The following is a 25372-nucleotide window of genomic DNA, read 5'->3' on the forward strand; positions in this document are numbered from 1 at the left end:
CTGACTCCTGTCGGTCGCCTCAGGCGAGCTGTTTGATCTCGAATGTGTTGTAAATGAGCATGACTCGCTACGCTCGCCCCTTCGGGGCCGCACTGAAGTGCGTTAGCCGCAAGCGGCTTCTGAGCCCGATTTCAACGCCGTATGGCCGACGCGCAGCAGATCGTAAACAGGTTCTCAGGCGAGCTGCTTAATCTCGAAGACATTGACGATCTGTTGCAGCTTGCCGTCCCAGACGTAGCGCAAATGCACGCCCTGCAGCGGCAGGCTGGCGGCCGGGGGGCGGAATAGCGCCGCGCATTCACCGTCCGCATGGCGCACGCTGCGGTAGAGCAGGCCCCAGGCCTTCTGCTTGCGTTGCTCGGCGGCGAAGTGTTGGGCAATCGGGTAACTGGACGGATCAGGATTGTGAAGCTGCGCGTAATCTTGGCGGATATCGACCAGCGGTTTGATCACCTGGCACACGTAGGTGCGCAGGGTGAGCTCCATGCTTGGCTCAGCGGTGGCGCGCAGGAAGCGTTCCTTGTGATAGCGCGTTTCGGCGATGGCGGTCTGCAAGCTGTCGCCGCAGTAATACACGCCGTATTTACCGTCGGTGAAACGACTGGCATAGCCGATATGGGTGAACGCCGCCATTAGCGGCGAGGCGCCGGGACCGCTGACCCGATCTTCAGGAGCGACCAGGGCGAGTAGGCCGGCTTCTTCGCGCAGGCGGTCGTTGGTCAGGCCTTCGATTAGGTAGGCCTGCTCCAGGTCGGCGGGATCGAGCACGTCCTCGAACACCGAGATCGGTGGAAAGGCGCTGGAGACGATGCGGTAGGCACGATTCCATGCAGGCAGGGCGGCTTGGCTCAACCGCGCACTCCATCCAGATAGCGGCGCACATCGGCCAGATCGACCACGCCGCCGGCGAGCATCAACTCCATCGCGCTATGGCCGTTGAACGGTGCTTCGCTGTTGGATTTGCGAACCCAGTCGTAGGTGGACGGTTTGTCGCCAAACAGGATACGCAGCGATTTGTGGATGCCCATCAGATAGGACACGCGCTCGAGGGTATCGCGCGGCAAGCGGATTTCCGGCAGCTGGCGGTACTTGTACAGCGTGCTACGACCGATGGAGCCGAGCAGGACCATTTGCTCTTCGACCGAGCAATGCCATTTTTCCATCAGGTTGAAGAAGAACTTCAATGCCACTTGACCGGCTTTGGTCGAGTCGAGATTGGCGATCGGTTCGGCTTTACGCTCGGCGACTACCATGGCCACCATCCTCCGCATACGGACTTAAAGTTAATAATAGTCCGGATGTGGAATGCCGACAACCGTCAAGCGGTTTTCGCTTCGTTACGTGAAACCTGCTGGCAGATTTCGATGATTTGCTCCCGCATCCAGCGGTTGGCCGGATCCTGGTCGGTGCTCTCGTGCCAGTACAGATGGGTTTCAACCGCCGGAACCTCGACCGGCAGATCGGCATAGTGCAGCCCATGACGTCGAGCGAAGCGCTCGGGCGCGGTCATCAGCATGTCGGTGCTTTCGATGACTGTAGAGGCCATCAGGTAGTGCTGGGAACGCAGTGCGATTTTGCGTTGCAGGCCCATCTTGCCGAGGGCCAGATCGACATAGCCGAGGCCACTGCGGCGGCTGGAAATCTGCACGTGCGACTGCGACAAGTACTTTTCGATGCTGATTTTCTCTTTGCCCAGCGGATGACCTTGGCGCATCGCGCAGACGTAGCGGTCGTCCATCAGCTTGACGTGGCGCACCTGCGCATCGGTGTTCAGCGGCAAGTCCACGGCGAAGTCCAGACGGCCGGCGGCCAGCTCTTTGGTGGTCTCGCGGCGTTTAGACAGGAAGCTTTCGATCTGTACCTGCGGCGCCAGGCGACGCAGGCGCTGGAACAGAAGCGGCAAAACGACCGCCTCGGTGAGGTCGGTCATGCTGATGCGGAACGTCTTATTCGCTTGGGCTGGGTTGAAAATGCGGCTTTCCTGCACGGATACGCGCAACAACTGCAGAGCGTTGCGCACTGAGCCGATGATGTTCTGCGCCATTGGCGTCGGCACCATGCCCTGGGCCGTACGCACGAACAGCGGGTCATTGAAGGTTTCGCGCAGACGAGCGAGGGCGTTGGAAACGGCCGGTTGGGTGATACCAACAATTTGGCCGGCGCGGGTCAGATTGGCTTCGGTGTAGATGGCATCGAAGACAATGAAAAGGTTGAGATCGACCTTGCTTAGATTCATTTCCAAACACACTCCGAAAGTACCCGATCGGGTGATCATATATGAGTGATGAATGTTTATACACGCCGAGAATAGGTTGGATAAATCACGGGGTCATGTTCTAGGATCATTCCATCTCAGCCGGTCAAAGGTAGCTTCCCATGGATTTTGCTTACTCTCCCAAGGTTCAAGAATTGCGTGAGCGCGTTACCGCGTTCATGGACGCCTACGTTTATCCAGCCGAGGAGGTATTCGACAAGCAAGTGGCCGAAGGCGACCGCTGGCAGCCCACGGCGATCATGGAAGAGCTGAAAGCCAAGGCCAAAGCCGAGGGTTTGTGGAACCTGTTCCTGCCGGAGTCCGACTACGGTGCCGGCCTGACCAACATGGAATACGCACCGCTGGCCGAGATCATGGGCCGCTCGCTGATGGGCTCCGAACCGTTCAATTGCTCGGCGCCGGACACCGGCAACATGGAAACCCTGGTGCGTTACGCCACTGAAGCACAGAAGAAACAGTGGCTGGAGCCGCTGCTCTCCGGTGAGATCCGTTCGGCCTTCGCGATGACCGAGCCGGGCGTGGCTTCGTCCGACGCCACCAACATGGAAGCCCGCGCGGTACGCGAGGGTGACGAGTGGGTGATCAACGGCCGCAAGTGGTGGACCTCCGGCGCTTGCGATCCGCGTTGCAAGATCATGATCTTCATGGGCCTGACCAATCCGGACGGCCCGCGCCACCAGCAGCACTCGATGATTCTGGTGCCGACCGATACCCCAGGGGTGAAAATCCTCCGTCCGCTGCCGGTGTTCGGCTACGACGACGCGCCGCACGGCCACGCCGAAGTGCTGTTCGAGAATGTCCGCGTGCCGTATGAGAACGTCCTGCTCGGCGAAGGCCGTGGCTTCGAGATCGCCCAGGGTCGCCTTGGCCCAGGCCGTATCCACCACTGCATGCGCTCCGTGGGCATGGCCGAGCGCGCGCTGGAACTGATGTGCAAGCGCGCCGCCAGCCGCACCGCGTTCGGCAGGCCGCTGGCCCGCCTAGGCGGCAACATCGACCACATCGCCAACTCACGTATCGAGATCAACCAGGCTCGCCTGCTGACCCTCAATGCGGCGTACATGATGGATACCGTGGGCAACAAGATCGCGCAGAGCGAGATCGCCCAGATCAAGGTGGTGGCGCCCAACGTCGCGCTGAGCGTGATCGACCGTGCGATCCAGATCCACGGTGGTGCCGGTGTCTCCAACGACACGCCGCTGGCGTACTTCTACGCCATGCAGCGCACCCTGCGCCTGGCCGATGGCCCGGACGAAGTGCACCGCGCGGCGATCGGCAAGTTCGAGATCGGCAAATACGTGCCGAAGGAAATGCTCCGCAGCAGCCACTAACCCGGCTGAAACAACAAGGCCCGCAGATGCGGGCCTTGTTGTTTGTGGCTGTGTAGGAGAGCAGGGCAGCTCGGGCGGCCCCATCGCGAATAAATTCGCTCCTACAGGATGGCTTTGCGCTTCAGGGCGGTGAGGGGTTGGCACTGTCTGTGACATCGCTCTGCTGGTGCAACCAATGCACACGCAGGTGCAGCTGGGCGGGGAAGGCGCGGGCCGCCTGCTCCTGCACGAAGGTCACGTAGCGGCTCCCTAGCCGGACCTGCCACTGCTGTTTGCCGCGTTTCTCGATGGCTTCGATCAGCACATCCTGCATATCCATCGTCCTCTGACTCTCGCTAACGCTGCTCGGCCTGGTTGCGCGTCTTCAACAGTGATAGCAGCACGCCGCCCGCCAACACGCCGAAGGTGACGCTCAGCGACAGCAGCGGTGGAATCGGGCCGACGATACCGTGGGCGAAAATCTTCCCACCGATGAACACCAACACCAACGCCAACGCGTATTTCAGATAAACGAAACGGTGCATGAGTGCTGCCAGGGCGAAGTACAGCGCGCGCAGCCCGAGGATCGCGAAGATGTTCGAGGTGTAGACGATGAACGGATCCTGGGTGATGGCGAACACCGCTGGCACGCTGTCTACGGCAAACACAAGGTCGGCCAACTCGATCAGTACTAGTGCCAGGAACAACGGTGTGCCATAGAGCAACAACTTGCCGCTCGCGTCGGGGCGGCGGACGAAAAAATGTGGCCCATGCAGCTCATCGGTGATGCGCAGGCGCTTACGCAGGAAGCGCAGCACCGAGTTCTGCGACAAGTCCGGGTGCGCTTCGTCCTTGGCGAACAGCATTTTCACCCCGGTGAACAGCAGGAACGCGCCGAACACATAGAGAATCCAGTCGAACTCCTTAATTAGCGCCGTGCCCAGGCCGATCATGAGCGCGCGCAGCAGGATCACCCCGAGAATTCCCCAGAACAGCACACGATGTTGGTAGCGCCGCGGGATGTTGAAGTAGCCGAGGATCGTCGCCATGACGAACACGTTGTCCATCGACAGCGATTGCTCGACGAGAAAGCCGGTATAGAACTCCAGCGCGCTTTGCGCCCCCAGCTGAAACCAGACCCACACGCCGAATAGCACGCCTACGGCAAAGTAGCCGCTGTACAGCAGCAGACTTTCGCGCATTTCGATTTCGTGTTGATCTCGGTGCAGCACGCCTAGATCGAGGACCAGCAGGGCGCTGACGATGCCGAGGAAAACCAGCCACAGCCAGGCGGCGGTACCGAGGAACTCCCCACCTAGGAACGTTTGTAGAGCTTCCATGAGCCCCTCCTTGAATGTCGAAAATTGACCAGTCAAATGACTCCGACATCACGGTGAGCATTCACCGCCAGAGGGGCCCGGCGTCACCCTAACGAGGCTAGAAGCCCTGGCCAGACTCTGACAAGTCTGGGGGTGTAAGAAATTGCGTCGGCGCCCATTTAGTGGGCTGGCGCCCCGCAGCGCCAGGCGTCGGTTTGTGCAAGCCGTGTTTTTTCGCCACCTATACTTTCAAGCCCAAGCCGGACGTGCTGTACGCGCGGCCGAAGAAGGCGCTGAAGACTGCTATGTGCAAGGAGCAATCGAGCGACCATTGATTTTGCGGAAAGCCCGCATGAGCAGTGTGAAGAGTCCGGTTAGCCACTTTCGTTGGTGGGGATGAGCCGCTAACGAACTTGCTCCAGGAGTCTTGGCAATGTTGATTTTGCGCTCCTTGCTCGTCGCCTTGATGGTGGCGCTCGTGGGGTGTGCTACCGCAGATCGTCCCCCTGATGTTGTGGTCTCGGAATACACCTGGCGGCAGGTCGATAGCGATATTGGAGCCGCCTCAGACGCTGCGGCAGCGCAGGCCGAGAAATACGCTCTCGACTTCATGGAGAGCTGGATGGACTTGGTCTACAAACGTACCGATGATGACTTTATTCCCTGGTTCTCCAGCTACTGGACCCGCCAATGGCTGAGCATGAAAGTCGCCTGGTACCGGGTGAGCGCGGACGGGGATAAGGATTCGGCGGTTAATCGTCTGTCCATCTATCTGCAGGAGCAGTATCAGGATCGCGTACTGGAGCCCGTTTCCGAGCAGATCGATCCTGACGATGTCATGCAAAAGACCACGAGTTTCTATGTCTTGCGGCTCGGCGAGCAACTCCAGGTAATCCCGCAGCGCTATGGGGTACCACCAGAGCAGTTCGACCAGCGCCTGAATCAAATTCCAGCCATAGCCTTAACCCAGCCGGCCTACAGCGCTTCGCTTTATCAGGTTGTCCACGCCGATCCGCTGGATGAGCTGCAGGCTTATGACGCCCTGATCGAGCGAATTCTCACCACTCCCGGTGGCCCTGGGGCGTGGGCGTCGAATGAGGGAATCGCCTCGATGGCGAAACACACCAGCGAAACCCTGGAGGCCGAGCTCACCGCCAGCAGTGCGGCAAGCGCTTTGGGGGCGTTGGTTGGACGAGTAGCGGGCTCGGTGATTTCCTTGGGCGTGGCCGGTTTCACTGCCCTCACACGGGAGAATGAACGACCGGCAACGGAAGCGCGCTTGCGGAAAAACATCAACGCCGCCTTTGACGAAGAGTGGCTGAACCTGATGCGCAATCGCGAAACCGGAGTGTTGGCGGGGGTCTATTACCTATCGGGACAGATCGAAGTAGGTCTCGGGCAACTCGAGGCGCAGCGGCTTAAGTATGAACCCGTGGCGGGGGACGCTTCCTCCACCCCCATTCCCGCCGATTAGAGCGCGGTTGCGGTTATTGATCCGCGCCTAATACACCCAGACTTCCACCCGGCGATTTTTCAGGCGGCCATCTTCGCCGTCGTTGGCGGCTACCGGCAGTTGATCGCCGAGGCCGGTGATCTCGCGGAAGGCCACCCCGTGGCGGGCCAGCTCGCGGCGCACGGCCATGGCGCGCAGCTTGGACAGTAGCGCAGCTCGCTCCGGATCGAGCTTGGGATCGCCAAAGCCGACCAGCACGACCGCCTGATTCAGCTTGTCGTGGCTTTGCAAGTAATCCAGTACCCGTTCGAGGTCGCGCTGCGCCTTGTTATCCAGCGTCGCGCTGCCTTCCTGGAAGCGGAAATTCACCGATAGCCGTTGTGCCTGGCTCGCCAGTTCACGGTAGTCGTGAGGCAAATTCGAATCCGCCGCCACTTTAACCGCGCGGACCGTCTGCGCGATGAATCCTGTCTGCTCGACGATTGCCTGGCCGCGCGGGCTGTGAGCGAACTGCACCAGCGCCTTGGCCCAGGGGTTTTGCTGGCCCGGAGGGAGATACAGGAACAAGCGCCGCGACAGGGGGTAGTCCTCGGTGGCGATCAGCGTGGTGCTCGGCGGCATGGCCTGCGAGTCACCATCGGCGATGGCCAGCGCCTTTGCCTGACGGATGTAGGGGAGGCCGATGAAGCCGATGCCGTGGCTGTCCTGGCTGACGGAGTCGGACAACTGTTCGCTGGACTCGAAACGCTTGGCATTCGCCGCCAGCGTCTTGCCGTGGGCGGCGAGGACCAGTTCCTTGAAGGTGTCGTAGGTGCCGGATTTGTCGTCCCGCGCGTACAGGCGGATCTCACCGCCGCGCCCGCCGAGCTCCTCCCAGGTCTTCACCTCGCCGGCGAAGATACGCGCCAGTTGTTCGGTGGTCAGGCTGGCCAGCGGATTGTTCGGATTGAGAATGATCGCCAGGCCATCGAGGGCGATGATCTGTTCGGCGTCGCGGCCTTTCAGATCGCCGAGACTGGTCAACAACTGCGCTTCAGCCGGTTTGATCGGCCGCGAGGAGGCAGCCAGTTCCGCACTGCCATCCTTCAAGGCAGTGAAACCGGTGCCCGAGCCGTGTGCGGCGACCTCGATGCGCACCTCCTGACCCTCGGCGTTCACGCCGATGACCCGCTGCTCGTTCTCGGCTGCGCCTTGCTGCAGGCGGATGTCGCGCAGGCCGCGTTCCTCCATCAAGCCTTTGACCAGTGCCGGACCGAGCTTCGCGCCGATGGTGTTGGAGCCCTGGATGCGCAGTACTGGCGGTTCACCAGGGGCGGCGATAACCGACCAGGGCAGGGCGTAGCAGATAAAGCCGAGTAGCAGCCAGGTAATGGTTGCAGGCCAGTTTGCCGGCAGGCGAGAAGAAGGGTGCAGCATGAGTGCGTCCTTGGAGTGATCCGAAGGCCGGCAGGCTAAGCAGCAAAGATGACAGGAGTGTGACGAGTCGATGACTCGGCAGGCGTAAGAAGCCTGTCGTAGGTGTGCACGCGGGCAGTCGCGTTCGACTTCCTGCGTTAATACGCCAGCAGGTTCAGCTCAGATTCGTAGGGTGGGTTAGCCGTAGGCGTAACCCACCGACTAGGTTGGACGCCAGTGTTCCGAGCGGCGTCGCTGGTGGGTTACGCCGCTACGCGGCTAACCCACCCTACAAAAGCGCTGCGCAACACGTTAGCGGGGACATAGCCAATAGCCCGGCGTTGGAGCCGGGCTTGGTGCATGGTCGAGACGGGCTCAGCTCAGCTCAAGCCAGATCGGCGCGTGGTCGGAAGGCTTTTCCATGCCGCGCAGGTCATAGTCGACCCCGGCGTCCTTGAACCGTGCGAGCAGTGGGTCGGAAGCGAGGATCACGTCGATGCGCAGGCCGCGCTTGGGTTCGTCCTCGAAGCCGCGGCTGCGGTAGTCGAACCAGCTGAAGCGATCGCTGACCGTCGGGTTGAGGTGGCGGAAACTGTCGACCAGGCCCCAGTTCTTCAGGGTCGCCAGCCATTCGCGCTCTTCCGGCAGGAAGCTGCACTTGCCGGTCTTCAGCCAGCGCAGACGGTTGTTCTCGCCGATGCCAATGTCGCTGTCTTCCGGTGAGATGTTGATGTCACCCATCACCACCAGTGGTTGGTCCTGTTTGAACTGAGTCAGCAGCAGCTCTTGTAGATTGGCGTAAAAGCGCTGTTTGGCGGGGAATTTGGTCGGGTGATCGCGGCTTTCACCCTGCGGGAAGTAGCCGTTCATGATGGTGATCGGGTTGCCGTGCGCATCGGCGTAGGTACCCCAGATGAAACGCCGTTGCGCTTCTTCATCGTCGCCAGGGAAGCCTTTGCTCAGCACCAGCGGCGCTTTGCGCGATAGCAGGGCGACACCGTAATGGCCTTTCTGGCCGTGGTAATGCACGTGATAGCCGAGCTGGCGGATTTCCGCTTCGGGGAACTGCTCGTCGCTGACTTTGGTTTCCTGCAGGCCGATGACATCCGGCTGATGCTTTTCGATTAGCGCTGCCAGCTGATGCGGACGGGCGCGCAGGCCATTGATATTGAAAGAAACGATCTTCATGGCTAGCCATCCTGGGAAAAGCCCGATGCTAGCCCATCGCCGGGCCTTGCGGCCAGCCGTCTGGCGGCGTCTGGGGGCGGGTGCTAAGTTGCTGGGAGGCAAGAAAAACCGATAACAATAATTAAGAGGTCACCGTGAATGCCTAATTCCCAGGTTTCCCTCGCGGCGCTGAATATCCGCATGCTCGATGGCGGTTATGCACGCGAGGCGCGTTCGCTGCTGTACCACGCCTATCGTCACGAACCGACGTTTGCCTATCTGTTCGAGGCTGAGCGTCCTGGCTACGACCAGCGTGTGCGCGCCACGGTCCGCGAACTGGTGCAGCAGCATTTCGCCGAGGAACTGCCAGCGATCGGCCTGTTGCTCGAGGATCGCCTGATCGGTATCGCCTTGATTGCGCCACCGCAGCGGCGTCTGGATATCACCGAAAGTTGGGCCTGGCGTCTGCGTATGTTGCTGACCACCGGCTTTCGCTGCACCAAGCGCTATCTCGAATATCACGACGCCGTGCTCGCCTGCCTGCCGCCGGGGCCTTATCACGTGCTGCCGCTACTCGGCGTGCATCCGCAGTTTCAGGGCCAGCATTTGGGCGAGCGGCTGCTCGGCGCCTTGCACGACTGGTGCGCCGAGGACACCGGCTCGCAGGGCGTGGTGCTGGACACCGGTAATCCGCGCTATCTGGAGTTCTATGCCCGCCAAGGCTACGAAGAAATCGGCGAAGTGGCGGTCGGGCCGATTCGCGAGCATGTGTTCTTCCATCCCAACCCACGGCCGGTGGCGCAGGTCATCTCCGGATAGCAGTCAATCCTGTTGCCAGCCGGCGCTGTGCGGGTGGCGAGAAGCTGAACGATTGGCCACATGCGTAATGGGGGCGTAGGCTGATTGCCCCGCAGCGCTCTAAATGGCGCTAGTGCCGTGCTAGCATTTCGGCTCTTTCATGCAGTCACCATGCGCTCGCCGCTTTTTCCCCACCCAACAAAAAGGACCATTCTCATGGCTCAAGTGACCCTCAAGGGCAACCCGATCGAAGTCGCTGGCGAATTGCCAAAAGCCGGACAAACCGCACCGGCATTCACCCTGGTCGGCAAAGATCTGGGCGACGTGACCCTGGCCAGCCTGGTCGGCAAACGCAAAGTCCTGAACATCTTCCCAAGCGTCGACACGCCGACCTGCGCCACCTCGGTACGCAAGTTCAACGAGCAATCCAGCAAGCTCGCCAACACCGTGGTGCTGTGCATTTCCGCCGACTTGCCGTTTGCCCAAGCGCGCTTCTGCGGCGCTGAAGGTCTAAGCAATGTGATGAATCTGTCGACCATGCGTGGCGCTGATTTCCTCAATAACTATGGTGTCGCCATTGCCTCCGGCCCGCTGGCTGGCGTCGCCGCTCGCGCCGTGGTGGTGCTGGACGAGAACGACAAAGTCCTGCACAGCGAATTGGTCGGCGAAATTGCTGATGAGCCGAACTACGACGCAGCCATTGCGGCGCTCACCAAGTAATACCCGGCAATATTAAAAACGGCCTGCTTAAGCAGGCCGTTTTTATTTGCGCGCCATGGGTTTAGAAGCGTAAGTGCGTGATGATTCGTAGGGTGGGTTAGCCGTAGGCGTAACCCGCCAACCCTGCTGGACGCCGGTGTTCAGGGTGACCGCGCCGGTGGGTTACGCCGCTACGCGGCTAACCCACCCTACGGAAGCGGTGCCCAACACGTAACTTTTTATTTGCGGGTCATGGGTTTAGAGGCGTCAGTAGAAGGTAAAAACCCGGTAAAGAGGCTTTGCTTGGCCGCGTCCTGTGCTTATCGTGCACGCTCCCGAAGACGTTGAAAGTGCATCATGGCCGCTCGCTCTCCGAATACCCCTGAATCCCGTTCCTCGCGCCGCTGGTTGTTCATCGGCCTGACTGTGCTCGCCTTGGCGTTGCTGGCCTGGTGGCAATGGCCGACGAGCAAATCCCAGCCCGGCGACGGCGCTACAGCTGAACAGGCCGCCCAGCCTGGCGCGGGCCGCCGGCGCGGCGCTGGCGCTCCGGGTATGGCACCTGGTCCTGGAGGCGGCGGCGGATTCGGCGGCGGTTTCATGGGCGGGCCTACTCCGGTGCGGATCGCCGCCGCCAGCCAGGGCGACTTCCCGGTCTACTACAAGGCATTGGGGACTGTGACGGCGATGAATACCGTGAATGTTCGCGGGCGCGTCGACGGCCAACTGGTCAAGCTGTTGTTCGAAGAAGGTCAGCTGGTCAAGGCCGGCGCCGTGTTGGCGGTCATCGATCCGCGGCCGTTCCAGGTCGCGCTGCAGCAAGCCCAAGGCACCCTGCAGGAGAACCAGGCGCAGCTGCGCAACGCCGAACTCGACCTGAAACGCTACAAAGGTCTGTTCGAAGAAGACAGCATCGCCAAGCAAACCCTCGATACCCAGGAAGCCCTGGTCAACCAATATCGCGGCACCATCAAGGGCAACGAGGCGGCCGTCGCCCAGGCGCGCTTGAATCTCGACTTTACCCAGGTCAAGGCGCCGATTTCCGGACGCCTGGGCTTGCGTCAGGTGGATGCCGGCAACCTGGTCAGCTCCGGCGATACCACGCCGTTGGTGGTGATCACTCAGACCCAGCCGATCAGCGTTAGCTTCACCTTGCCGGAGCGGGATTTGCCGGACGTGGTCGAGCATTACCGCAGCGGCCAGCCGATGGCGGTGGAAGCCTGGGATCGCGGGGAAACCCGCCTGCAGGCCGAAGGCGTGCTGCATAGCCTGGACAACCAGATCGACACCACCACCGGCACCTTGAAGCTCAAGGCGCGTTTTACCAATGAAAAGGAAACCCTGTTTCCCAACCAGTTCGTCAACGTCAAGCTGCGCGCCGACACCCTGAAAAACGCCGTACTGGTGCCCACTGCGGCGGTGCAGTTCGGCACCGACGGCTCGTTCGTCTATGTGCTCGACGGTGACAAGAAAGTGCATATCCGCCAGCTGCAGATTGGCCCGAACGACGGCGAGCGCAGCGTGGTGCTCAGCGGCTTGAAAGCCGGTGACCGGGTGGTCCTGGAAGGCACCGACCGGCTGCGCGATGGCAGCGAAGTGGAAATTGTCCATGACAGCGACGCGGTGCCTGCCTCGCCGGTCGTTGAGCTGCAAGGTTCGGATCAAACTGCTACCAAACCTGCCGCCCGCGAAAAACCCGACGCATGAATCTGTCACGGCTGTTCATCCTTCGCCCGGTCGCCACCACGCTGAGCATGCTGGCGATCGTCCTCGCCGGCCTGATCGCCTACAAGCTGCTGCCGGTGTCGGCCTTGCCGCAGGTCGATTACCCGACCATTCGAGTGCTCACGCTGTATCCCGGCGCCAGCCCGGAAGTGATGACCAGCGCCGTGACCGCGCCCCTGGAACGGCAGTTCGGGCAGATGCCCGGCTTGGCGCAGATGTCCTCGACCAGCTCCGGCGGTGCCTCGGTGATCACCCTGCGCTTCACCCTGGAAATGGGCCTGGATATCGCCGAACAGGAGGTGCAGGCGGCCATCAATGCGGCCACCAACCTGCTGCCCAAGGATTTGCCCGCGCCGCCGGTGTACAACAAGGTCAACCCAGCCGATACGCCGGTGCTGACCATAGCGATTAGCTCCAAGACCATGCCGCTGCCCAAGCTGCATGACCTGGTCGATACGCGCATGGCGCAAAAGCTCGCGCAAATCAGCGGTGTCGGCATGGTCAGCCTGGCTGGCGGTCAGCGCCAGGCGGTGCGCATCCGCGTCAACCCCGAGGCCTTGGCGGCCAACGGTCTGAACCTGTCGGACGTGCGCACCCTGGTCAACGCCTCCAACGTCAATCAGCCCAAGGGCAACTTCGACGGCCCCACCCGGGTGTCGATGCTCGATGCCAACGACCAGCTGCGCTCCCCGGAGGAATACGCCGAGCTGATCCTTTCCTACAACAATGGCGGCGTGCTGCGGCTCAAAGATGTCGCCGACATCGTCGATGGCGCCGAGGACGAGCGACTCGCCGCCTGGGCCAACCAGAACCAGGCGGTGCTGATCAATATCCAGCGCCAACCGGGTGCCAACGTCATCGAGGTGGTCGACCGGATTCAGGAGCTGTTGCCGAAAATTACCTCGACCATGCCGTCCGGTCTGGATGTCAGCGTGCTCACCGACCGCACCCAGACCATCCGCGCCTCGGTGCGCGATGTGTTGCACGAGCTGTTCCTGGCCGTCGCGCTGGTGGTGATGGTGACGCTCATCTTCCTGCGCAAGCTGTCGGCCACCATCATTCCGTCGATTGCCGTGCCGTTGTCGCTGGTCGGCACCTTTGCGGTGATGTATCTGGCCGGCTTCTCGATCAACAACCTGACTTTGATGGCGCTGACCATCGCCACGGGTTTTGTGGTCGACGATGCCATCGTCATGCTGGAAAACATTTCTCGCCATCTGGAGGAGGGCGCCACACCGATGCAGGCGGCGCTCAAAGGAGCGCGACAGATCGGCTTCACGCTGATCTCGCTGACTTTCTCGTTGATCGCCGTGCTGATTCCGCTGCTGTTCATGGCCGATGTGGTCGGCCGCTTGTTCCGCGAATTTGCTATCACCCTGGCGGTGGCGATCCTCATTTCGCTGGTGGTCTCGCTGACCCTGACCCCGATGATGTGCGCGCGACTGCTCAAGCGTGAACCGCCGGAGCGCGAGCAGGGCTGGTTCTATCGGGCCTGCGGCAACTGGATCAACCAGCTGATCGCCGGCTACGGGCGCTGTTTGCAAGTGGTGCTGCGCCACCAGCCGCTGACCCTGCTGGTGGCCATCGCCACCCTCGGGCTGACCGTGGTGCTTTATCTCGCGGTGCCCAAGGGCTTCTTTCCGGTGCAGGACACCGGGGTGATTCAGGGTATTTCCGAAGCGCCGCAGTCGGTGTCGTTCAGCGCCATGAGCACGCGTCAGCAGGAACTCGCGACGCTCATTCTCAAAGATCCGGCGGTGGCGAGCCTGAGCTCCTACATCGGTGTCGATGGCGACAATGTCACGCTCAACAGCGGCCGCTTGCTGATCAATCTCAAGCCACACGGCGAACGCGATGTTAGCGCCAGCGAGGTGATCGAACGTCTGCAGCCGCAGCTCGCCCAGCTCAGCGATATTCGCCTGTTCCTCCAGCCAGTCCAGGACTTGACCATCGAGGATCGGGTCAGCCGCACGCAATTCCAGTTCAGCCTGGAGTCGCCGGATACCGAGTTGCTGCGCGAGTGGACGCACAAGCTGGTCGACGAGCTGCGTGGCAAAGCCGAACTGCGCGATGTCGCCAGCGACCTGCAGGACAAAGGCTTGCAGGTATACCTGAACATCGACCGTGATCTCGCCGGCCGCTTGGGCGTGAACGTCTCAAGCATCACCGATGCGTTGTACGACGCCTTCGGCCAGCGGCAGATCTCGACCATCTTCACCCAGTCCAGCCAGTATCGCGTGGTGTTGCAGTCGCGCAGCGGCGAGCAGATCGGCCCGCAGGCACTTGGCCAAATCCATGTGCAGACCAGCGCCGGCAACCAGGTGCCGCTGTCCAGCCTGGCCCAGGTCGAGGAGCGCAACACTGACCTGGTGGTCAACCACATCGGTCAGTTTCCGGCGGTCAATCTGTCATTCAACCTGACCCTGGGCGTGTCGCTCGGCGAAGCGGTGGCGGTCATCGAGCAGGCTCAGCGCGACATCGGTATGCCGGAAGGCGTGCAGAGCCGCTTCCAGGGCGCCGCCGAAGCCTTCCGCGCCTCGTTGTCGAGCACCCTGTGGCTGATTCTCGCCGCCGTGGTGACCATGTATATCGTCCTCGGAGTGCTCTATGAGAGCTACATCCATCCGGTGACGATTCTCTCCACCTTGCCCTCGGCGGGCGTCGGCGCGCTGCTGGCGTTGCTGCTCACCGGCAACGATCTGGGGCTGATCGCGATCATCGGCATCATCTTGCTGATCGGCATCGTCAAGAAGAACGCGATCATGATGATCGACTTCGCCCTCGACGCCGAACGCAACCAAGGCATGCCGCCCGAGGCGGCGATCTACCAAGCGGCGCTGCTGCGCTTCCGGCCGATCCTGATGACCACCCTGGCGGCGTTGTTCGGCGCTATTCCGCTGATGCTCGCCAGCGGCTCCGGCGCCGAGTTGCGTCAGCCGCTGGGTCTGGTGATGGTTGGCGGCCTGCTGGTCAGCCAGGTGCTGACGCTGTTCACCACACCGGTCATCTACCTGTACTTCGACCGCCTGGCGCGGCGTTATGGGCGGCAGGAAGAAGAGGGTGAAGAGGTGGTGGTATGAGCATCGCTCGCGCCACCGTAGCCCGGATGCAATCCGGGAAGCGGAGTTGCCTGGCCCCCGGATTACATCCGGGCTACGGACTGAGCGGCATTTCCTCCCCTCTCCCGTTTACGGGAGAGGGGTCGGGGGAGAGGGTGGCTGGCGTCTCCGGCGCGTCCGTTGCCCTCTCCCCAACCCTCTCCCATGAATGGGAGAGGGGGTTGCCCGAGCACAACCGGACATCTCGGCTGTGTGTAGGAGCGAATTCATTCGCGAATTCGGTTCGGGGCATCGCGAATAAATTCGCTCCTACCGCCGAGGCGTGGGCATGAACCTCTCTGCGCCGTTCATCCGCCGTCCGGTGGCGACCATGCTGCTCAGCCTGGCGATCCTGCTGCTCGGCGGCCTGAGCTTTGGCCTGTTGCCAGTGTCGCCGCTGCCGCAGATGGACTTCCCGGTAATCACCGTGCAGGCCAACCTGGCCGGCGCCAGCCCGGAGATCATGGCGTCCAGCGTCACTACGCCGCTGGAGCGCTCACTCGGGACGATTGCCGGCATCACCCAGATGACCAGCCGCACCGGCCAGGGCTCATCACGGATCATTCTGCAGTTCGAGAGCAATCGCGACATCAACGGCGCCGCTCGCGACGTGCAAGCGGCGATTAATGCCTCGCGCAACCTGCTGCCCAGCGGGATGCGCAGCATGCCGACCTACAAGAAGGTCAACCCGTCGCAGGCGCCGATCATGGTGCTGTCGCTGACCTCCGATGTACTGGAGAAGGGCCAGCTCTACGACCTGGCCTCGACCATCCTCGCCCAGAGCCTGTCGCAGGTGACCGGGGTCGGCGAGGTGCAAGTTGGCGGCAGCTCGCTGCCGGCGGTGCGCGTCGAACTCGAGCCGCAATTGCTCAACCAGTACGGTCTGAGCCTCGACGAGGTGCGCACTGCGATCGACAACGCCAACGTGCGCCGCCCGAAAGGCCAGGTGGCAGACGGTGAGCGGCAATGGCAGGTGCAGGCCAACGACCAGTTGGAGCGCGCCAAGGATTACCGGCCACTGATCATTCGTTACCAGGATGGCGCCGCGCTGCGTTTGAGCGATGTCGCCCAGGTCCGCGATGCGGTGGAAGATCGCTACAACAGCGGCTTCTTCAACGACAACTCGGCTGTGCTGCTGGTGATCAACCGCCAGGCCGGCGCCAACATCATCGAAACCATCGAGTCGATCAAGGCGCAGCTGCCGGCGTTGCAGGCGGTGTTGCCGGCCAGCGTGCAACTGGACCTGGCGATGGATCGCTCGCCGGTGATCCGCTCGACCCTGCACGAAGCCGAGCGCACGCTGCTGATCGCGGTGGCGCTGGTGATCGTCGTGGTGTTCTTGTCGCTTGGCAATCTGCGCGCCTCGTTGATTCCCGCATTGGCGGTCCCGGTATCGCTGATTGGCAGCTTCGCGGTGATGTACCTGTGCGGCTTCTCGCTCAACGTGTTGTCGCTGATGGCGCTGATTCTCGCCGCCGGGTTGGTGGTGGATGACGCCATCGTGGTGTTGGAGAACATCGCCCGGCACATCGATAACGGCGAAAAACCCTTCCAGGCGGCGCTGCGCGGTACGCGCGAAGTCGGCTTCACCCTGCTGTCGATGAACCTCTCGCTGGTCGCGGTGTTCGTTTCCATCCTGTTTATGGGCGGCATTGTCGGGCAGCTATTCCGCGAGTTTTCGATCACCCTGGCGGCGTCGATTCTGGTCTCGCTGGTGGTCTCCCTGACCTTGACGCCGATGCTCTGCGCACGCTGGCTCAAGCCGCATGATCCGCAACGCGAATCGCGCCTGCAACGCTGGAGCCAAGGCGTTCACGAGCGCCTGGTGGATTTCTACGACCGCAGCCTGGGCTGGGTGTTACGCCATCCGCGGCTGACCTTGCTGAGCCTGCTGGCCACCATCGGCTTGAACGTTTTCCTCTACGTCATCGTGCCCAAGACGTTCCTGCCGCAGCAGGACACCGGCCAGTTGATCGGCTTCATCCGCGGCGACGACGGCCTGTCGTTCAGCGTCATGCAGCCGAAGATGGAAATCTTCCGTCGCGCGGTGCTCAAGGACCCGGCGGTGCAAAGCGTGGCCGGCTTCATCGGCGGTAATGGCGGGATCAATAACGCCTTCATGATCGTCCGCCTCAAGCCACTCGAAGAGCGCGGCGTGGATGCCCAGAAGGTCATCGAGCGCCTGCGCAAAAGTACCCCGAAAGTCCCTGGTGGCCGGCTGATGCTGATGGCCGACCAGGACCTGATGTTCGGTGGCTCGCGTGAGCAGGACACCTCGCAATACCAGTACGTGCTGCAAACCGACGAGCTATCGGCGCTGCGTGAGTGGCTGCCGAAGGTCGCCACGGCGCTCAAGGCGCTGCCCGAGCTGACCGCCATCGATGCCCGCGAGGGGCGCGGCGCACAGCAGGTGACCCTGCAGATCGACCGCGAACAGGCCAAGCGTCTGGGCGTGGACATGGCCATGGTCAGTACGGTGCTCAACAACGCCTACAGCCAGCGGCAGATCTCCACGATCTATGACAGCCTCAACCAGTATCAGGTGGTCATGGAGGTCAATCCCAAATACGCCCAGGACCCCAATACCCTCGATCAGGTGCAGTTGATCACCGCCGATGGCAAACGCGTGCCGCTGTCGACCTTTGCCCACTACACCTACAGTCTGGAAGACGACCGGGTGACTCACGACGGCCAGTTCGCCTCGGAAAGTATTTCCTTCGACCTGGCGCCGGGGGTCAGCCTCGATCAGGCCACCGTGGCGATTGACCGGGCAATTGCCGCGATTGGCCTGCCGACCGATGTGATCGGTCGGCTCGGTGGCGCTGGCGATGCCTTCAAGAGCACCCAGGAGAATCAACCCTGGATGATTCTCGGCGCTCTGGTGCTGGTCTATCTGGTCCTCGGGATTCTCTACGAGAGCTATATCCACCCGCTGACCATTCTCTCGACGCTGCCCTCGGCGGGCGTTGGGGCGCTGCTGACGATCTTGCTGGTCGGCGGCCAATTCAGCCTGATTTCGCTACTCGGCTTGTTCCTGCTGATCGGTATCGTTAAGAAGAACGCGATCTTGATGATCGACCTGGCCCTGCAACTCGAGCGCGAAAGCGGCCTGTCGCCCAGCGAGTCGATCCGCCAGGCGTGTCTGCAGCGGCTACGACCGATCCTGATGACCACTCTGGCGGCGATTCTTGGCGCCATGCCGCTACTGATCGGCGGTACCGAAGGTGCAGAGATGCGCCAACCGCTGGGCATCACCATCGTCGGCGGGCTGATCCTCAGCCAGATCCTGACCCTGTACACCACTCCGGTGGTCTATCTCTCCCTCGACCGCCTGCGCCATCGCTTCAATAGTTGGCGCGGCGTGCGTACCGATGCCGCCTTGGAAACACCGCTATGAATTCATTTACCCGAATCGGCTTTGTAGGGCGGGTGCAACCCGCGCGAGCATTCTTCAGCGCTGTGGCGGGTTGCACCCGCCCTACGGCTCTGGCCCTGTGCATTAGCCTGACGCTGAGCGCCTGCGCCATCGGGCCCGATTATCAGCGCCCGAGTCTGGCCGGCGGCACACCCACCGCCTTCAAGCATGCCGCCGGTTGGAAAGCCGCGACACCCGCCAACGCTTTGCAAAGCGACGCCTGGTGGCAACTGTATGGCGATGCTCAGCTGAACCAGTTGATCGAGCGACTGAACGCCAACAACCAGAGTCTGGCCAGCTCCGAAGCGCAATACCGCCAGGCCCGAGCCCTGACTCGTGGTGCGCGGGCGGCGTTCTTCCCGACCATCGGCACCAATGTCGGTGTCAGTCGTGCAGGGCAGGGCGGCGGCAGCAATACCATCAGCACGTCTGACGGCATCAGTGTCAGCGGTTCGAGCGCCGCCAACGTATCGAAGAGCTACGAGGCGAGCCTCGGCGTGAGCTGGGAGCTGGATCTGTGGGGCAAGTTGCGCCGCCAGCTGGAAGCGGACAACGCCAGCATGGACGCCAGCGCCGCCGATCTCGCCGGGGTGCGTCTGAGCCTGCAGTCCGAACTGGTGCAGAGCTATCTGCAACTGCGTGTACTGGATGAACAGAAGCGCTTGCTCGAGGCGACGGTGGTGGCGTATCAGCGCGCGCTGAAGCTGACCGACAACCAGTACAACGCCGGCATCGTGCCGAAATCCGACGTCACTCAGGCGCGGACTCAGCTGAAAAGTACTCAAGCGCAGTCCATCGATCTGGAGTACCAGCGCGCCCAGCTGGAACATGCCATCGCCGTGCTCATCGGCGTGCCGCCGAGCGAGTTCGATCTCGCTGAACTCGACCAGGTTCCCGCGCTACCGGAAATCCCGCTGAACGTGCCATCCGCCTTGCTCGAACGGCGACCGGACATCGCCGCTTCGGAGCGCCGGGTGATCGCCGCCAACGCGGATATCGGTGTGGAACAGGCCGCCTACTATCCAGATCTGGTCTTGTCGGCCAGCGGAGGCTATCGCAGTGGCAGCCTGAATGACTGGATCAGCGCACCGAACCGCTTCTGGTCGATCGGCCCGCAATTCGCCATGACCCTATTCGACGGCGGCATCATCCGCTCGCGGGTCGAGCAGGCCGAAGCAAGCTATGACCAGACCGTCGCCGACTACCGGCAGAGCGTGCTCGATGGCTTCCGCGAGGTGGAGGATTACCTGGTCCAGCTGGATGTCTTCACTCGCGAGAGCGCGGTGCAGGAGGAGGCTTTGGCGTCCGCCCGCGATTCGCTGCGGCTGATCGAAAACCAGTACAAGGCCGGCACTATCGACTACAACAGCGTGGTCAACGTGCAAACCAGCGCGCTCTCCAACGAGCGCACGCTGCTCAGCCTGCAAGGCAGCCGCCTGACGGCCAGCGTGCAACTGATCGCCGCCCTGGGTGGCGGCTGGGACGCCGCCAAAATCCAGGAAACCCCACTGATGCAGCAGGACGCCGCGCGCTGAACTTGGCCCTGTCCGATGCCGCCCGCCTGCTCCGGCCGGGCGGTATTTTGCAATTCGTAACTGCGCTGGTCGTGCAAAATGACCGATGACTCTGTCGCCAGTTGCCCCTAACTCTTTGTTTTTTTCAATGAGTCTCGGCGCGCATCGAGTTGCGCTCAAAATCTACCACTGCTTTCACGAATGCATCGAAAGTCGACCATGACCGTTAGTTGTGCGCTTTTCGGCTGTCGATGGGGTCAACCGCAGAACTGTTGGCTGGGGCTTGAGCGATTCATGGTGTCTTGCTGCAGTCGCTGCGGGACTCACCACTATGTCTCGCCCCGTCTCCCAGTCCTGTCGTGATCTATGCGCCACACAGGGATAGACAATGAAGTCGGATTCGCTGTTGAGCGACGATAGTCGCTACCGTTTTCTGGTCAACGCTGTCCATGACTATGCGATCTACATGATCGACCCAGTGGGGATCGTGGTCAGCTGGAATCGCGGCGCCCAGCGCTTCAAGGGGTACACCGAAGACGAAGTCCTCGGCCAGTCCTTTTCGAATTTTTATACCCCGGAGGACCGTGCATCTGGCCTTCCGCAGCTCAACTTGGAAATTTCCGCGCGTGAAGGCTGGTTCAAAAGCGAAGGCTGGCGGGTGCGCAAGGACGGCACGCGTTTCTGGGCCAGCGTGGTGATTGATCCGATTCGCAACCCGAAAGGCACGCTGCTCGGATTCGCCAAGGTTACACGCGATATCAGCGAGGCCAAGGCGGCGCAGGAAGCCCTGGAGCAAGCCCGTTCCGCATTGTTTCAGTCGCAGAAGATGGAGGCGATCGGCCAATTGACCGGCGGCATCGCCCACGACTTCAACAATTTGCTGATGGCGGTGCTCGGTAACCTGGAGCTCCTCGCCAAGCGGCTACCGGCCGATCCGAAGCTGCAGCGGCTGGTCGACAATGCCATTGCTGGCGCCCAACGCGGGGCCAGCTTGACCCAGCGGATGCTCACGTTCTCCAGGCGTCAGCGGCTCTTGCCCCAGGTAATCGAGGTGCAGGGAATGATTCGCGCCATGACCGAGCTGCTGAATTCGTTCGCTCCAGTCATTACCTTCGAGACCCGCTTGCCTCTGTCTCTCGACCCGATCAAGGGTGATATGAGCCAGCTGGAGCTAGCGGTGATCAACCTGGCCATGAACGTCCGCGATGTCATGCCTAATGGCGGCAATATCGTCATCACTGCGACTAACCAGGTGGTCGAGCCGAACGATCCGCGCCACCTGACCCAGGGCCGCTATGTGTGCCTGAGCGTTACGGATACGGGCGAAGGGATGGATGAACTCACATTGCAGCGTGCGGTGGAGCCATTTTTCACCACGAAGAGCATCGGCAAGGGCACCGGGCTGGGGCTTTCCATCGTTCACGGTTTGGCGGAACAGCTGGGGGGCAAACTCATCCTGCGTAGCCAGAAAGGTATCGGCACCACTGCGGAGCTCTGGCTGCCCAGCGCTCAGGGAGAAGAGGTGGTTGGCACGGGTGAAAGCCGCGCCCCACAGGTTGCCGACAGTCCGTTTCACTACAAGGTTCTGCTGGTGGACGATGACGCGCTCGTGATGGCGAGTACCGTGGCCATGCTCGAAGACTTGGGCTGTGATGTGGTGACGGCTAATTCTGGCGACCAGGCACTCGACCTGCTGGAGAGCCAAATACCCGACTTACTCATCAGCGACCATGCCATGCCCGGCATGACTGGCTTGCAACTGATCGCGGCGGTCCATGGCCAATGGCCGAAACTGCCAGTGATTTTGGCCACTGGTTTCGCCGAAGAGCTTCACGCTGCATCGTCTAGCCTGCCCATGCTGTCCAAACCCTATCGGCAGAGCGATTTGGCGCAGGCGATTACAGGCCTTATGAGGTCTGGCTCGTAGCTTTCACCGTGCATTCTGCATGATGGCGTAACGCTCAATTCATGCATTTTGCTGATATCAAAATACCATCTTCAAGGCTAACTAATTGATTTTTAATGAGTAATAAAGTTTCTCAAAGCGGCATGTGAACTGCTTATTGAAGTTCGGGTATTGAAATCAATAAGGAGCACACCGCGATGAAAGGCAGCATGGAATTGATTCTCGAGTCCTTCCGCAACCAGGGCATCACCGCCCACTCGCGTCCCGATGGTTCGGTGCTGCTGGAACTTCACTGCGCGGATAGCTGCTTATGTCGGGTGATCGACTCCAGCTCGCTGAAGTCGGTCAGTGACATTGAAAGGTCGGTTCGCCAGATTCAGCGTGAACTGAAGCTGCAAAGCGGCGAGTTGCGCTGGCATAGCCCCGATGACGGCTGGATCAGCAATGAACTACCGACCTACACCGGCCAGGCTTTGTACGCGCGCGCGATGCAAACCCTGGTCAAACGCCGGAAAATTCAGCCCAACCCACGTGCGGTGGGGCGCTAAACACCTGCACCGCCCAATCAAAGCCGGCATGAGTCCATGGGTTGGGTATCGGCACTCGCTTCTCGACTTAGGCGGCCCCGCCCATCCTACGAGGCGTCGCCGGAGAAATTAACGCAGCAATAACAGCCCGATGACGGCCAGCAGCACGCCGCACAGGCCTTTCCAGAACAGTACCGGGTTGCGCTCCAGCAGCGGGGCGCGGGTGCGGTTGAGGAACGCCTGGTTGGGATGGCGCAACTCGTAGACGAACTCGGAGAGCTCCTCGTAGCGCTTGTTCGGATTGGGGTGGCTGGCCTTGCGCAGCACGTCGTCGATCCACGCCGGAATCTCCCGCTCGATATCCCGGGCGGAGCGGTAGACCAGGCGGTTTTGCGCGGCCTGGCTGCGTGACTTGGCCACTTGCGCGCCGTAGGGCAGCTGCCCGGTGAGCATCTGGTAGGTGATTACCGCCAGGGAGAACTGGTCCGAGCGCGGCGAACCGCTTTCGCCGAGGAAGTATTCCGGTGCGGTGTACTGCGCGGTGCCTAGCAACGACTGGCGTTGCAGCGGGGTGGCGATTTCGAGGATGCCGGCGACCTGGGTGGAGCCGAAGTCGATGATCTTCACCGTGCCGGTGGCGTCGATCAGCACGTTATCCGGGCGCAGGTCCTGGTGGAGCATTTCCAGGCGGTGGAACGCGCGCAGGCCCTTGGCGATCTGCTCGACGATGCCGCGCACCGTCTCCAGGTCGGGCTTGGGGTGGTCGATCATCCACTGGCTGAGCGTCTGCCCCTCGATGTACTCGGCTACGGTGTACAGATAGTTGCGCTTGCGTGTCTGCGGCCAGGCCTTGAGCACATGCGCGCTATCGATGCGCCGGGCGATCCACTCTTCGGTGAGGAAGCGTTCCAGGTAGAGCGGGTCGTGCTGCTGGTCGATAGAAGGCGTCTTGATGATCACCGGCGTGTCGCTTTCGCCGTCTAGCGCCAGGTACACGTGGCTGCGGCTGCTGGCGTGCACTTCGCGGACGATCCGGTAGCCATCGAACACCATGCGCGCCTGCAACATCGGCGGGCAGGGTAGTTCGGTGAGTTTCTGATAAAGCTCGTCGGCATCTTCGCTGGGCAATTCGTCGATTCGCACGATCTGCACGGTCAGATTGTCGGCGCTGCCTTGGGCCAGGGCGGTAGCGACGATGGCGCGCGCCGCTGCATCGAGGTTGTCGGCGTGTGCGGCGATGGTTTCCACCATGTAGCGGTCGCTGGCGTGCTCGTACACACCATCGGTGGCCAGGACGAACAGGTCACCGCGATCGACCGCAAGCGCTCGATAGTCGAGCTCCAACTGTGGATTGATGCCCAGGCCGCGGCTCAGGTAGCTCTTGTCTTCACCCACCCACAGGCGGTGGTCGTTGGTCAGTTGCTCGAGGGCGCTACCCTGGAGCCGGTAGATGCGCGCATCGCCGGCGTGGAACAGGTGCGCGGTGGTCGACTTGAGCACCAGCGCGCTGAAGGTGCACACATAGCCGCGATCCTGGTCGTAGCGATACTGGCTCTGCCGGGTCTGCGCGTGCAGCCAGGAATTGGTAGCGCTCAGCACGCGCTCGGCGGACTTCTTCACCGACCAGGTTTCCGAGGTGCTGAAGTAGTCGGCGAGGAAGCCGCTGACCGCCGTTTCGCTGGCGATATGGCTGACCTCGCTGCTGCTGATGCCGTCGGCCAGCGCCAGGGCGATACCCTTGGCGCTCAGCTGCGGCTCCGGAGGAATGCAGGCGCCATGGAAGTCCTGGTTGACCGCCTTGCGGCCCTTGTCGGAGTACTGCCCTACGGAGACTTTCACAGGATGCTTGGTTCGCTCGGGAAGATGTCACTCACAACAAAGCCGCAACCGGTTAGGGCTGCGGCTTCCGGCCGGTACGGCTCAGCTGAACGAACGTTTCGGCGCGGTGCGAATGTGCGTGCTGTAGAGGGTCAGACCGGTGAAGGCGAGGCCGCCGACCAGGTTGCCCAGCGCGGTCGGAATCTCGTTCCAGAGCATGTAATCCATCACTGAGAAGTTGCCGCCCAAAATCATCGCCGAGGGGAACAGGAACATGTTCACCACCGAGTGCTCGAAGCCCATGTAGAAGAACAGCATGATCGGCATCCACATGGCGATGGTCTTGCCGCTGACAGTGGTAGAGATCATCGCGCCGACCACACCCAGGGACACCATCCAGTTGCACAGCATGCCGCGCAGGAAGATGGTCAGCCAGCCGGCCAGGCCGTATTCGGCGTAGCCCAGGGTACGGGCTTCACCGATGTGGGAGATCTTCTCGCCGATCACGCCGGGACCAGTGGAAAACCCGTAGGTGAAGACGAACGCCATCATCACCGCCACGGTCAGCGCACCGGCGAAGTTGCCGGTGAACACCAGGCCCCAGTTGCGCAGCACGCCGCCGACGGTGACGCCCGGGCGCTTGTCGAGCAGGGCCAGCGGGGTGAGGACGAACACCCCGGTGAGCAGGTCGAAGCCCATCAGGTAAAGCATCACGAAGCCGACCGGGAAGAGGATGGCGCCCACCAGCGGCGAGCCCGTCTGCACGGAAATGGTGATGGCGAACACGGCGGCCAGGGCCAGGATCGCACCGGCCATGAAGGCACGGATCAGGGTGTCGCGGGTCGACATGAAGATCTTCGACTCGCCGGAGTCGACCATCTTGGTCACGAATTCTGCAGGAACCAGGTAGGACATCGGGGTGCTCTCTGTGTGAGGCTCGGTAGCCAGTGAGC

The 25372-nt window shown here is 61.7% G+C and carries 19 protein-coding genes; 10 read left to right on the forward strand and 9 right to left on the reverse strand.

Features of this window, described 5'->3' with window-relative positions; genetic code table 11:
- Nucleotides 1–174: 174 nt before the first annotated feature.
- From NVV93_RS09760 to NVV93_RS09770, 3 genes are all read right to left on the reverse strand, one after another.
- Nucleotides 175–852: an RES family NAD+ phosphorylase gene (locus NVV93_RS09760; protein WP_258254237.1), complete on the reverse strand. Its 678-nt coding sequence runs from the start codon at nucleotides 850–852 to the stop codon at nucleotides 175–177.
- Nucleotides 849–1253: an MbcA/ParS/Xre antitoxin family protein gene (locus tag NVV93_RS09765; RefSeq protein WP_258254238.1), complete on the reverse strand. Its 405-nt coding sequence runs from the start codon at nucleotides 1251–1253 to the stop codon at nucleotides 849–851. The genes NVV93_RS09760 and NVV93_RS09765 overlap by 4 nt, the downstream gene beginning before the upstream one ends.
- 65 nt (nucleotides 1254–1318) lie before the next feature.
- On the reverse strand, nucleotides 1319–2236 hold the full coding sequence (locus NVV93_RS09770) for a LysR family transcriptional regulator (RefSeq protein ID WP_258254239.1): 918 nt from the start codon (nucleotides 2234–2236) through the stop codon (nucleotides 1319–1321).
- A gap of 140 nt (nucleotides 2237–2376) precedes the next feature.
- On the opposite strand from NVV93_RS09770, the gene NVV93_RS09775 reads away from it, so the two are divergent.
- Nucleotides 2377–3606: an acyl-CoA dehydrogenase gene (locus NVV93_RS09775; protein ID WP_258254240.1), complete on the forward strand. Its 1230-nt coding sequence runs from the start codon at nucleotides 2377–2379 to the stop codon at nucleotides 3604–3606.
- A 121-nt stretch (nucleotides 3607–3727) separates the two neighbouring features.
- On the opposite strand, the gene NVV93_RS09780 is transcribed toward NVV93_RS09775, so the two are convergent.
- Together NVV93_RS09780 and NVV93_RS09785 are read right to left on the reverse strand one after the other, a co-directional pair.
- Nucleotides 3728–3925 (reverse strand): hypothetical protein, encoded by a 198-nt coding sequence (locus NVV93_RS09780; RefSeq protein WP_309137390.1) that lies wholly within the window; start codon nucleotides 3923–3925, stop codon nucleotides 3728–3730.
- Between the two features lie 16 nt (nucleotides 3926–3941).
- The gene (locus NVV93_RS09785; RefSeq protein WP_258254241.1) at nucleotides 3942–4925 is read right to left on the reverse strand and encodes a TerC family protein; all 984 of its coding nucleotides are present in this window, start codon (nucleotides 4923–4925) and stop codon (nucleotides 3942–3944) included.
- Between the two features lie 412 nt (nucleotides 4926–5337).
- On the opposite strand from NVV93_RS09785, the gene NVV93_RS09790 reads away from it, so the two are divergent.
- Nucleotides 5338–6378, forward strand: coding sequence for a hypothetical protein (locus tag NVV93_RS09790; protein WP_258254242.1), 1041 nt, complete (start codon nucleotides 5338–5340; stop codon nucleotides 6376–6378).
- Between the two features lie 27 nt (nucleotides 6379–6405).
- Here the strand turns inward: NVV93_RS09790 and NVV93_RS09795 are convergent, their stop codons facing one another.
- Nucleotides 6406–7773 (reverse strand): phosphate ABC transporter substrate-binding/OmpA family protein, encoded by a 1368-nt coding sequence (locus NVV93_RS09795; RefSeq protein WP_258254243.1) that lies wholly within the window; start codon nucleotides 7771–7773, stop codon nucleotides 6406–6408.
- A gap of 354 nt (nucleotides 7774–8127) precedes the next feature.
- A complete protein-coding gene (gene xthA, locus NVV93_RS09800) occupies nucleotides 8128–8940 on the reverse strand; it encodes an exodeoxyribonuclease III (protein ID WP_258254244.1) in 813 nt (270 codons plus the stop codon).
- A 138-nt stretch (nucleotides 8941–9078) separates the two neighbouring features.
- On the opposite strand from xthA, the gene NVV93_RS09805 reads away from it, so the two are divergent.
- From NVV93_RS09805 to NVV93_RS09840, 8 genes are all read left to right on the forward strand, one after another.
- Nucleotides 9079–9738: an N-acetyltransferase gene (locus NVV93_RS09805; RefSeq protein WP_258254245.1), complete on the forward strand. Its 660-nt coding sequence runs from the start codon at nucleotides 9079–9081 to the stop codon at nucleotides 9736–9738.
- A gap of 195 nt (nucleotides 9739–9933) precedes the next feature.
- Nucleotides 9934–10437 carry a thiol peroxidase gene (gene tpx, locus NVV93_RS09810; RefSeq protein ID WP_258254246.1) on the forward strand — a complete coding sequence of 168 codons (504 nt, stop codon included), beginning with the start codon at nucleotides 9934–9936 and terminating at the stop codon, nucleotides 10435–10437.
- Between the two features lie 336 nt (nucleotides 10438–10773).
- Nucleotides 10774–12123 (forward strand): MdtA/MuxA family multidrug efflux RND transporter periplasmic adaptor subunit, encoded by a 1350-nt coding sequence (locus NVV93_RS09815; RefSeq protein ID WP_258254247.1) that lies wholly within the window; start codon nucleotides 10774–10776, stop codon nucleotides 12121–12123.
- A complete protein-coding gene (locus NVV93_RS09820; RefSeq protein ID WP_258254248.1) occupies nucleotides 12120–15221 on the forward strand; it encodes an MdtB/MuxB family multidrug efflux RND transporter permease subunit in 3102 nt (1033 codons plus the stop codon). The genes NVV93_RS09815 and NVV93_RS09820 overlap by 4 nt, the downstream gene beginning before the upstream one ends.
- 307 nt (nucleotides 15222–15528) lie before the next feature.
- A complete protein-coding gene (locus NVV93_RS09825) occupies nucleotides 15529–18636 on the forward strand; it encodes a multidrug efflux RND transporter permease subunit (RefSeq protein WP_258254249.1) in 3108 nt (1035 codons plus the stop codon).
- Nucleotides 18633–20189 (forward strand): efflux transporter outer membrane subunit, encoded by a 1557-nt coding sequence (locus NVV93_RS09830; RefSeq protein ID WP_258254250.1) that lies wholly within the window; start codon nucleotides 18633–18635, stop codon nucleotides 20187–20189. Before NVV93_RS09825 ends, NVV93_RS09830 begins: the two co-directional genes overlap by 4 nt.
- 367 nt (nucleotides 20190–20556) lie before the next feature.
- Nucleotides 20557–22095 carry a PAS domain S-box protein gene (locus NVV93_RS09835; RefSeq protein WP_258254251.1) on the forward strand — a complete coding sequence of 513 codons (1539 nt, stop codon included), beginning with the start codon at nucleotides 20557–20559 and terminating at the stop codon, nucleotides 22093–22095.
- 176 nt (nucleotides 22096–22271) lie between these two features.
- Complete coding sequence (locus tag NVV93_RS09840; RefSeq protein WP_258254252.1) at nucleotides 22272–22622, forward strand: DUF3509 domain-containing protein; 351 nt, start codon at nucleotides 22272–22274, stop codon at nucleotides 22620–22622.
- 108 nt (nucleotides 22623–22730) lie between these two features.
- On the opposite strand, the gene NVV93_RS09845 is transcribed toward NVV93_RS09840, so the two are convergent.
- Nucleotides 22731–24440 carry a bifunctional protein-serine/threonine kinase/phosphatase gene (locus tag NVV93_RS09845; protein ID WP_258254253.1) on the reverse strand — a complete coding sequence of 570 codons (1710 nt, stop codon included), beginning with the start codon at nucleotides 24438–24440 and terminating at the stop codon, nucleotides 22731–22733.
- Nucleotides 24441–24521: 81 nt separating this feature from the next.
- Complete coding sequence (locus NVV93_RS09850; protein ID WP_258254254.1) at nucleotides 24522–25334, reverse strand: formate/nitrite transporter family protein; 813 nt, start codon at nucleotides 25332–25334, stop codon at nucleotides 24522–24524.
- Nucleotides 25335–25372: the final 38 nt, after the last annotated feature.

It is taken from the genome of Pseudomonas sp. LS44 (genome assembly GCF_024730785.1).
Lineage (GTDB): Bacteria > Pseudomonadota > Gammaproteobacteria > Pseudomonadales > Pseudomonadaceae > Aquipseudomonas.

Excerpts from the sequence above, each read along its gene's own strand:
- NVV93_RS09765 (WP_258254238.1), bottom strand. The coding sequence starts at position 1,253 with ATGGTAGTCGCCGAGCGTAAAGCCGAACCGATCGCCAATCTCGACTCG.
- NVV93_RS09770 (WP_258254239.1), bottom strand. The coding sequence starts at position 2,236 with ATGAATCTAAGCAAGGTCGATCTCAACCTTTTCATTGTCTTCGATGCC.
- NVV93_RS09775 (WP_258254240.1), top strand. The coding sequence starts at position 2,377 with ATGGATTTTGCTTACTCTCCCAAGGTTCAAGAATTGCGTGAGCGCGTT.
- NVV93_RS09780 (WP_309137390.1), bottom strand. The coding sequence starts at position 3,925 with ATGGATATGCAGGATGTGCTGATCGAAGCCATCGAGAAACGCGGCAAA.
- NVV93_RS09785 (WP_258254241.1), bottom strand. The coding sequence starts at position 4,925 with ATGGAAGCTCTACAAACGTTCCTAGGTGGGGAGTTCCTCGGTACCGCC.
- NVV93_RS09790 (WP_258254242.1), top strand. The coding sequence starts at position 5,338 with ATGTTGATTTTGCGCTCCTTGCTCGTCGCCTTGATGGTGGCGCTCGTG.
- NVV93_RS09795 (WP_258254243.1), bottom strand. The coding sequence starts at position 7,773 with ATGCTGCACCCTTCTTCTCGCCTGCCGGCAAACTGGCCTGCAACCATT.
- xthA (WP_258254244.1), bottom strand. The coding sequence starts at position 8,940 with ATGAAGATCGTTTCTTTCAATATCAATGGCCTGCGCGCCCGTCCGCAT.
- NVV93_RS09805 (WP_258254245.1), top strand. The coding sequence starts at position 9,079 with ATGCCTAATTCCCAGGTTTCCCTCGCGGCGCTGAATATCCGCATGCTC.
- tpx (WP_258254246.1), top strand. The coding sequence starts at position 9,934 with ATGGCTCAAGTGACCCTCAAGGGCAACCCGATCGAAGTCGCTGGCGAA.
- NVV93_RS09815 (WP_258254247.1), top strand. The coding sequence starts at position 10,774 with ATGGCCGCTCGCTCTCCGAATACCCCTGAATCCCGTTCCTCGCGCCGC.
- NVV93_RS09820 (WP_258254248.1), top strand. The coding sequence starts at position 12,120 with ATGAATCTGTCACGGCTGTTCATCCTTCGCCCGGTCGCCACCACGCTG.
- NVV93_RS09825 (WP_258254249.1), top strand. The coding sequence starts at position 15,529 with ATGAACCTCTCTGCGCCGTTCATCCGCCGTCCGGTGGCGACCATGCTG.
- NVV93_RS09830 (WP_258254250.1), top strand. The coding sequence starts at position 18,633 with ATGAATTCATTTACCCGAATCGGCTTTGTAGGGCGGGTGCAACCCGCG.
- NVV93_RS09835 (WP_258254251.1), top strand. The coding sequence starts at position 20,557 with ATGAAGTCGGATTCGCTGTTGAGCGACGATAGTCGCTACCGTTTTCTG.
- NVV93_RS09840 (WP_258254252.1), top strand. The coding sequence starts at position 22,272 with ATGAAAGGCAGCATGGAATTGATTCTCGAGTCCTTCCGCAACCAGGGC.
- NVV93_RS09850 (WP_258254254.1), bottom strand. The coding sequence starts at position 25,334 with ATGTCCTACCTGGTTCCTGCAGAATTCGTGACCAAGATGGTCGACTCC.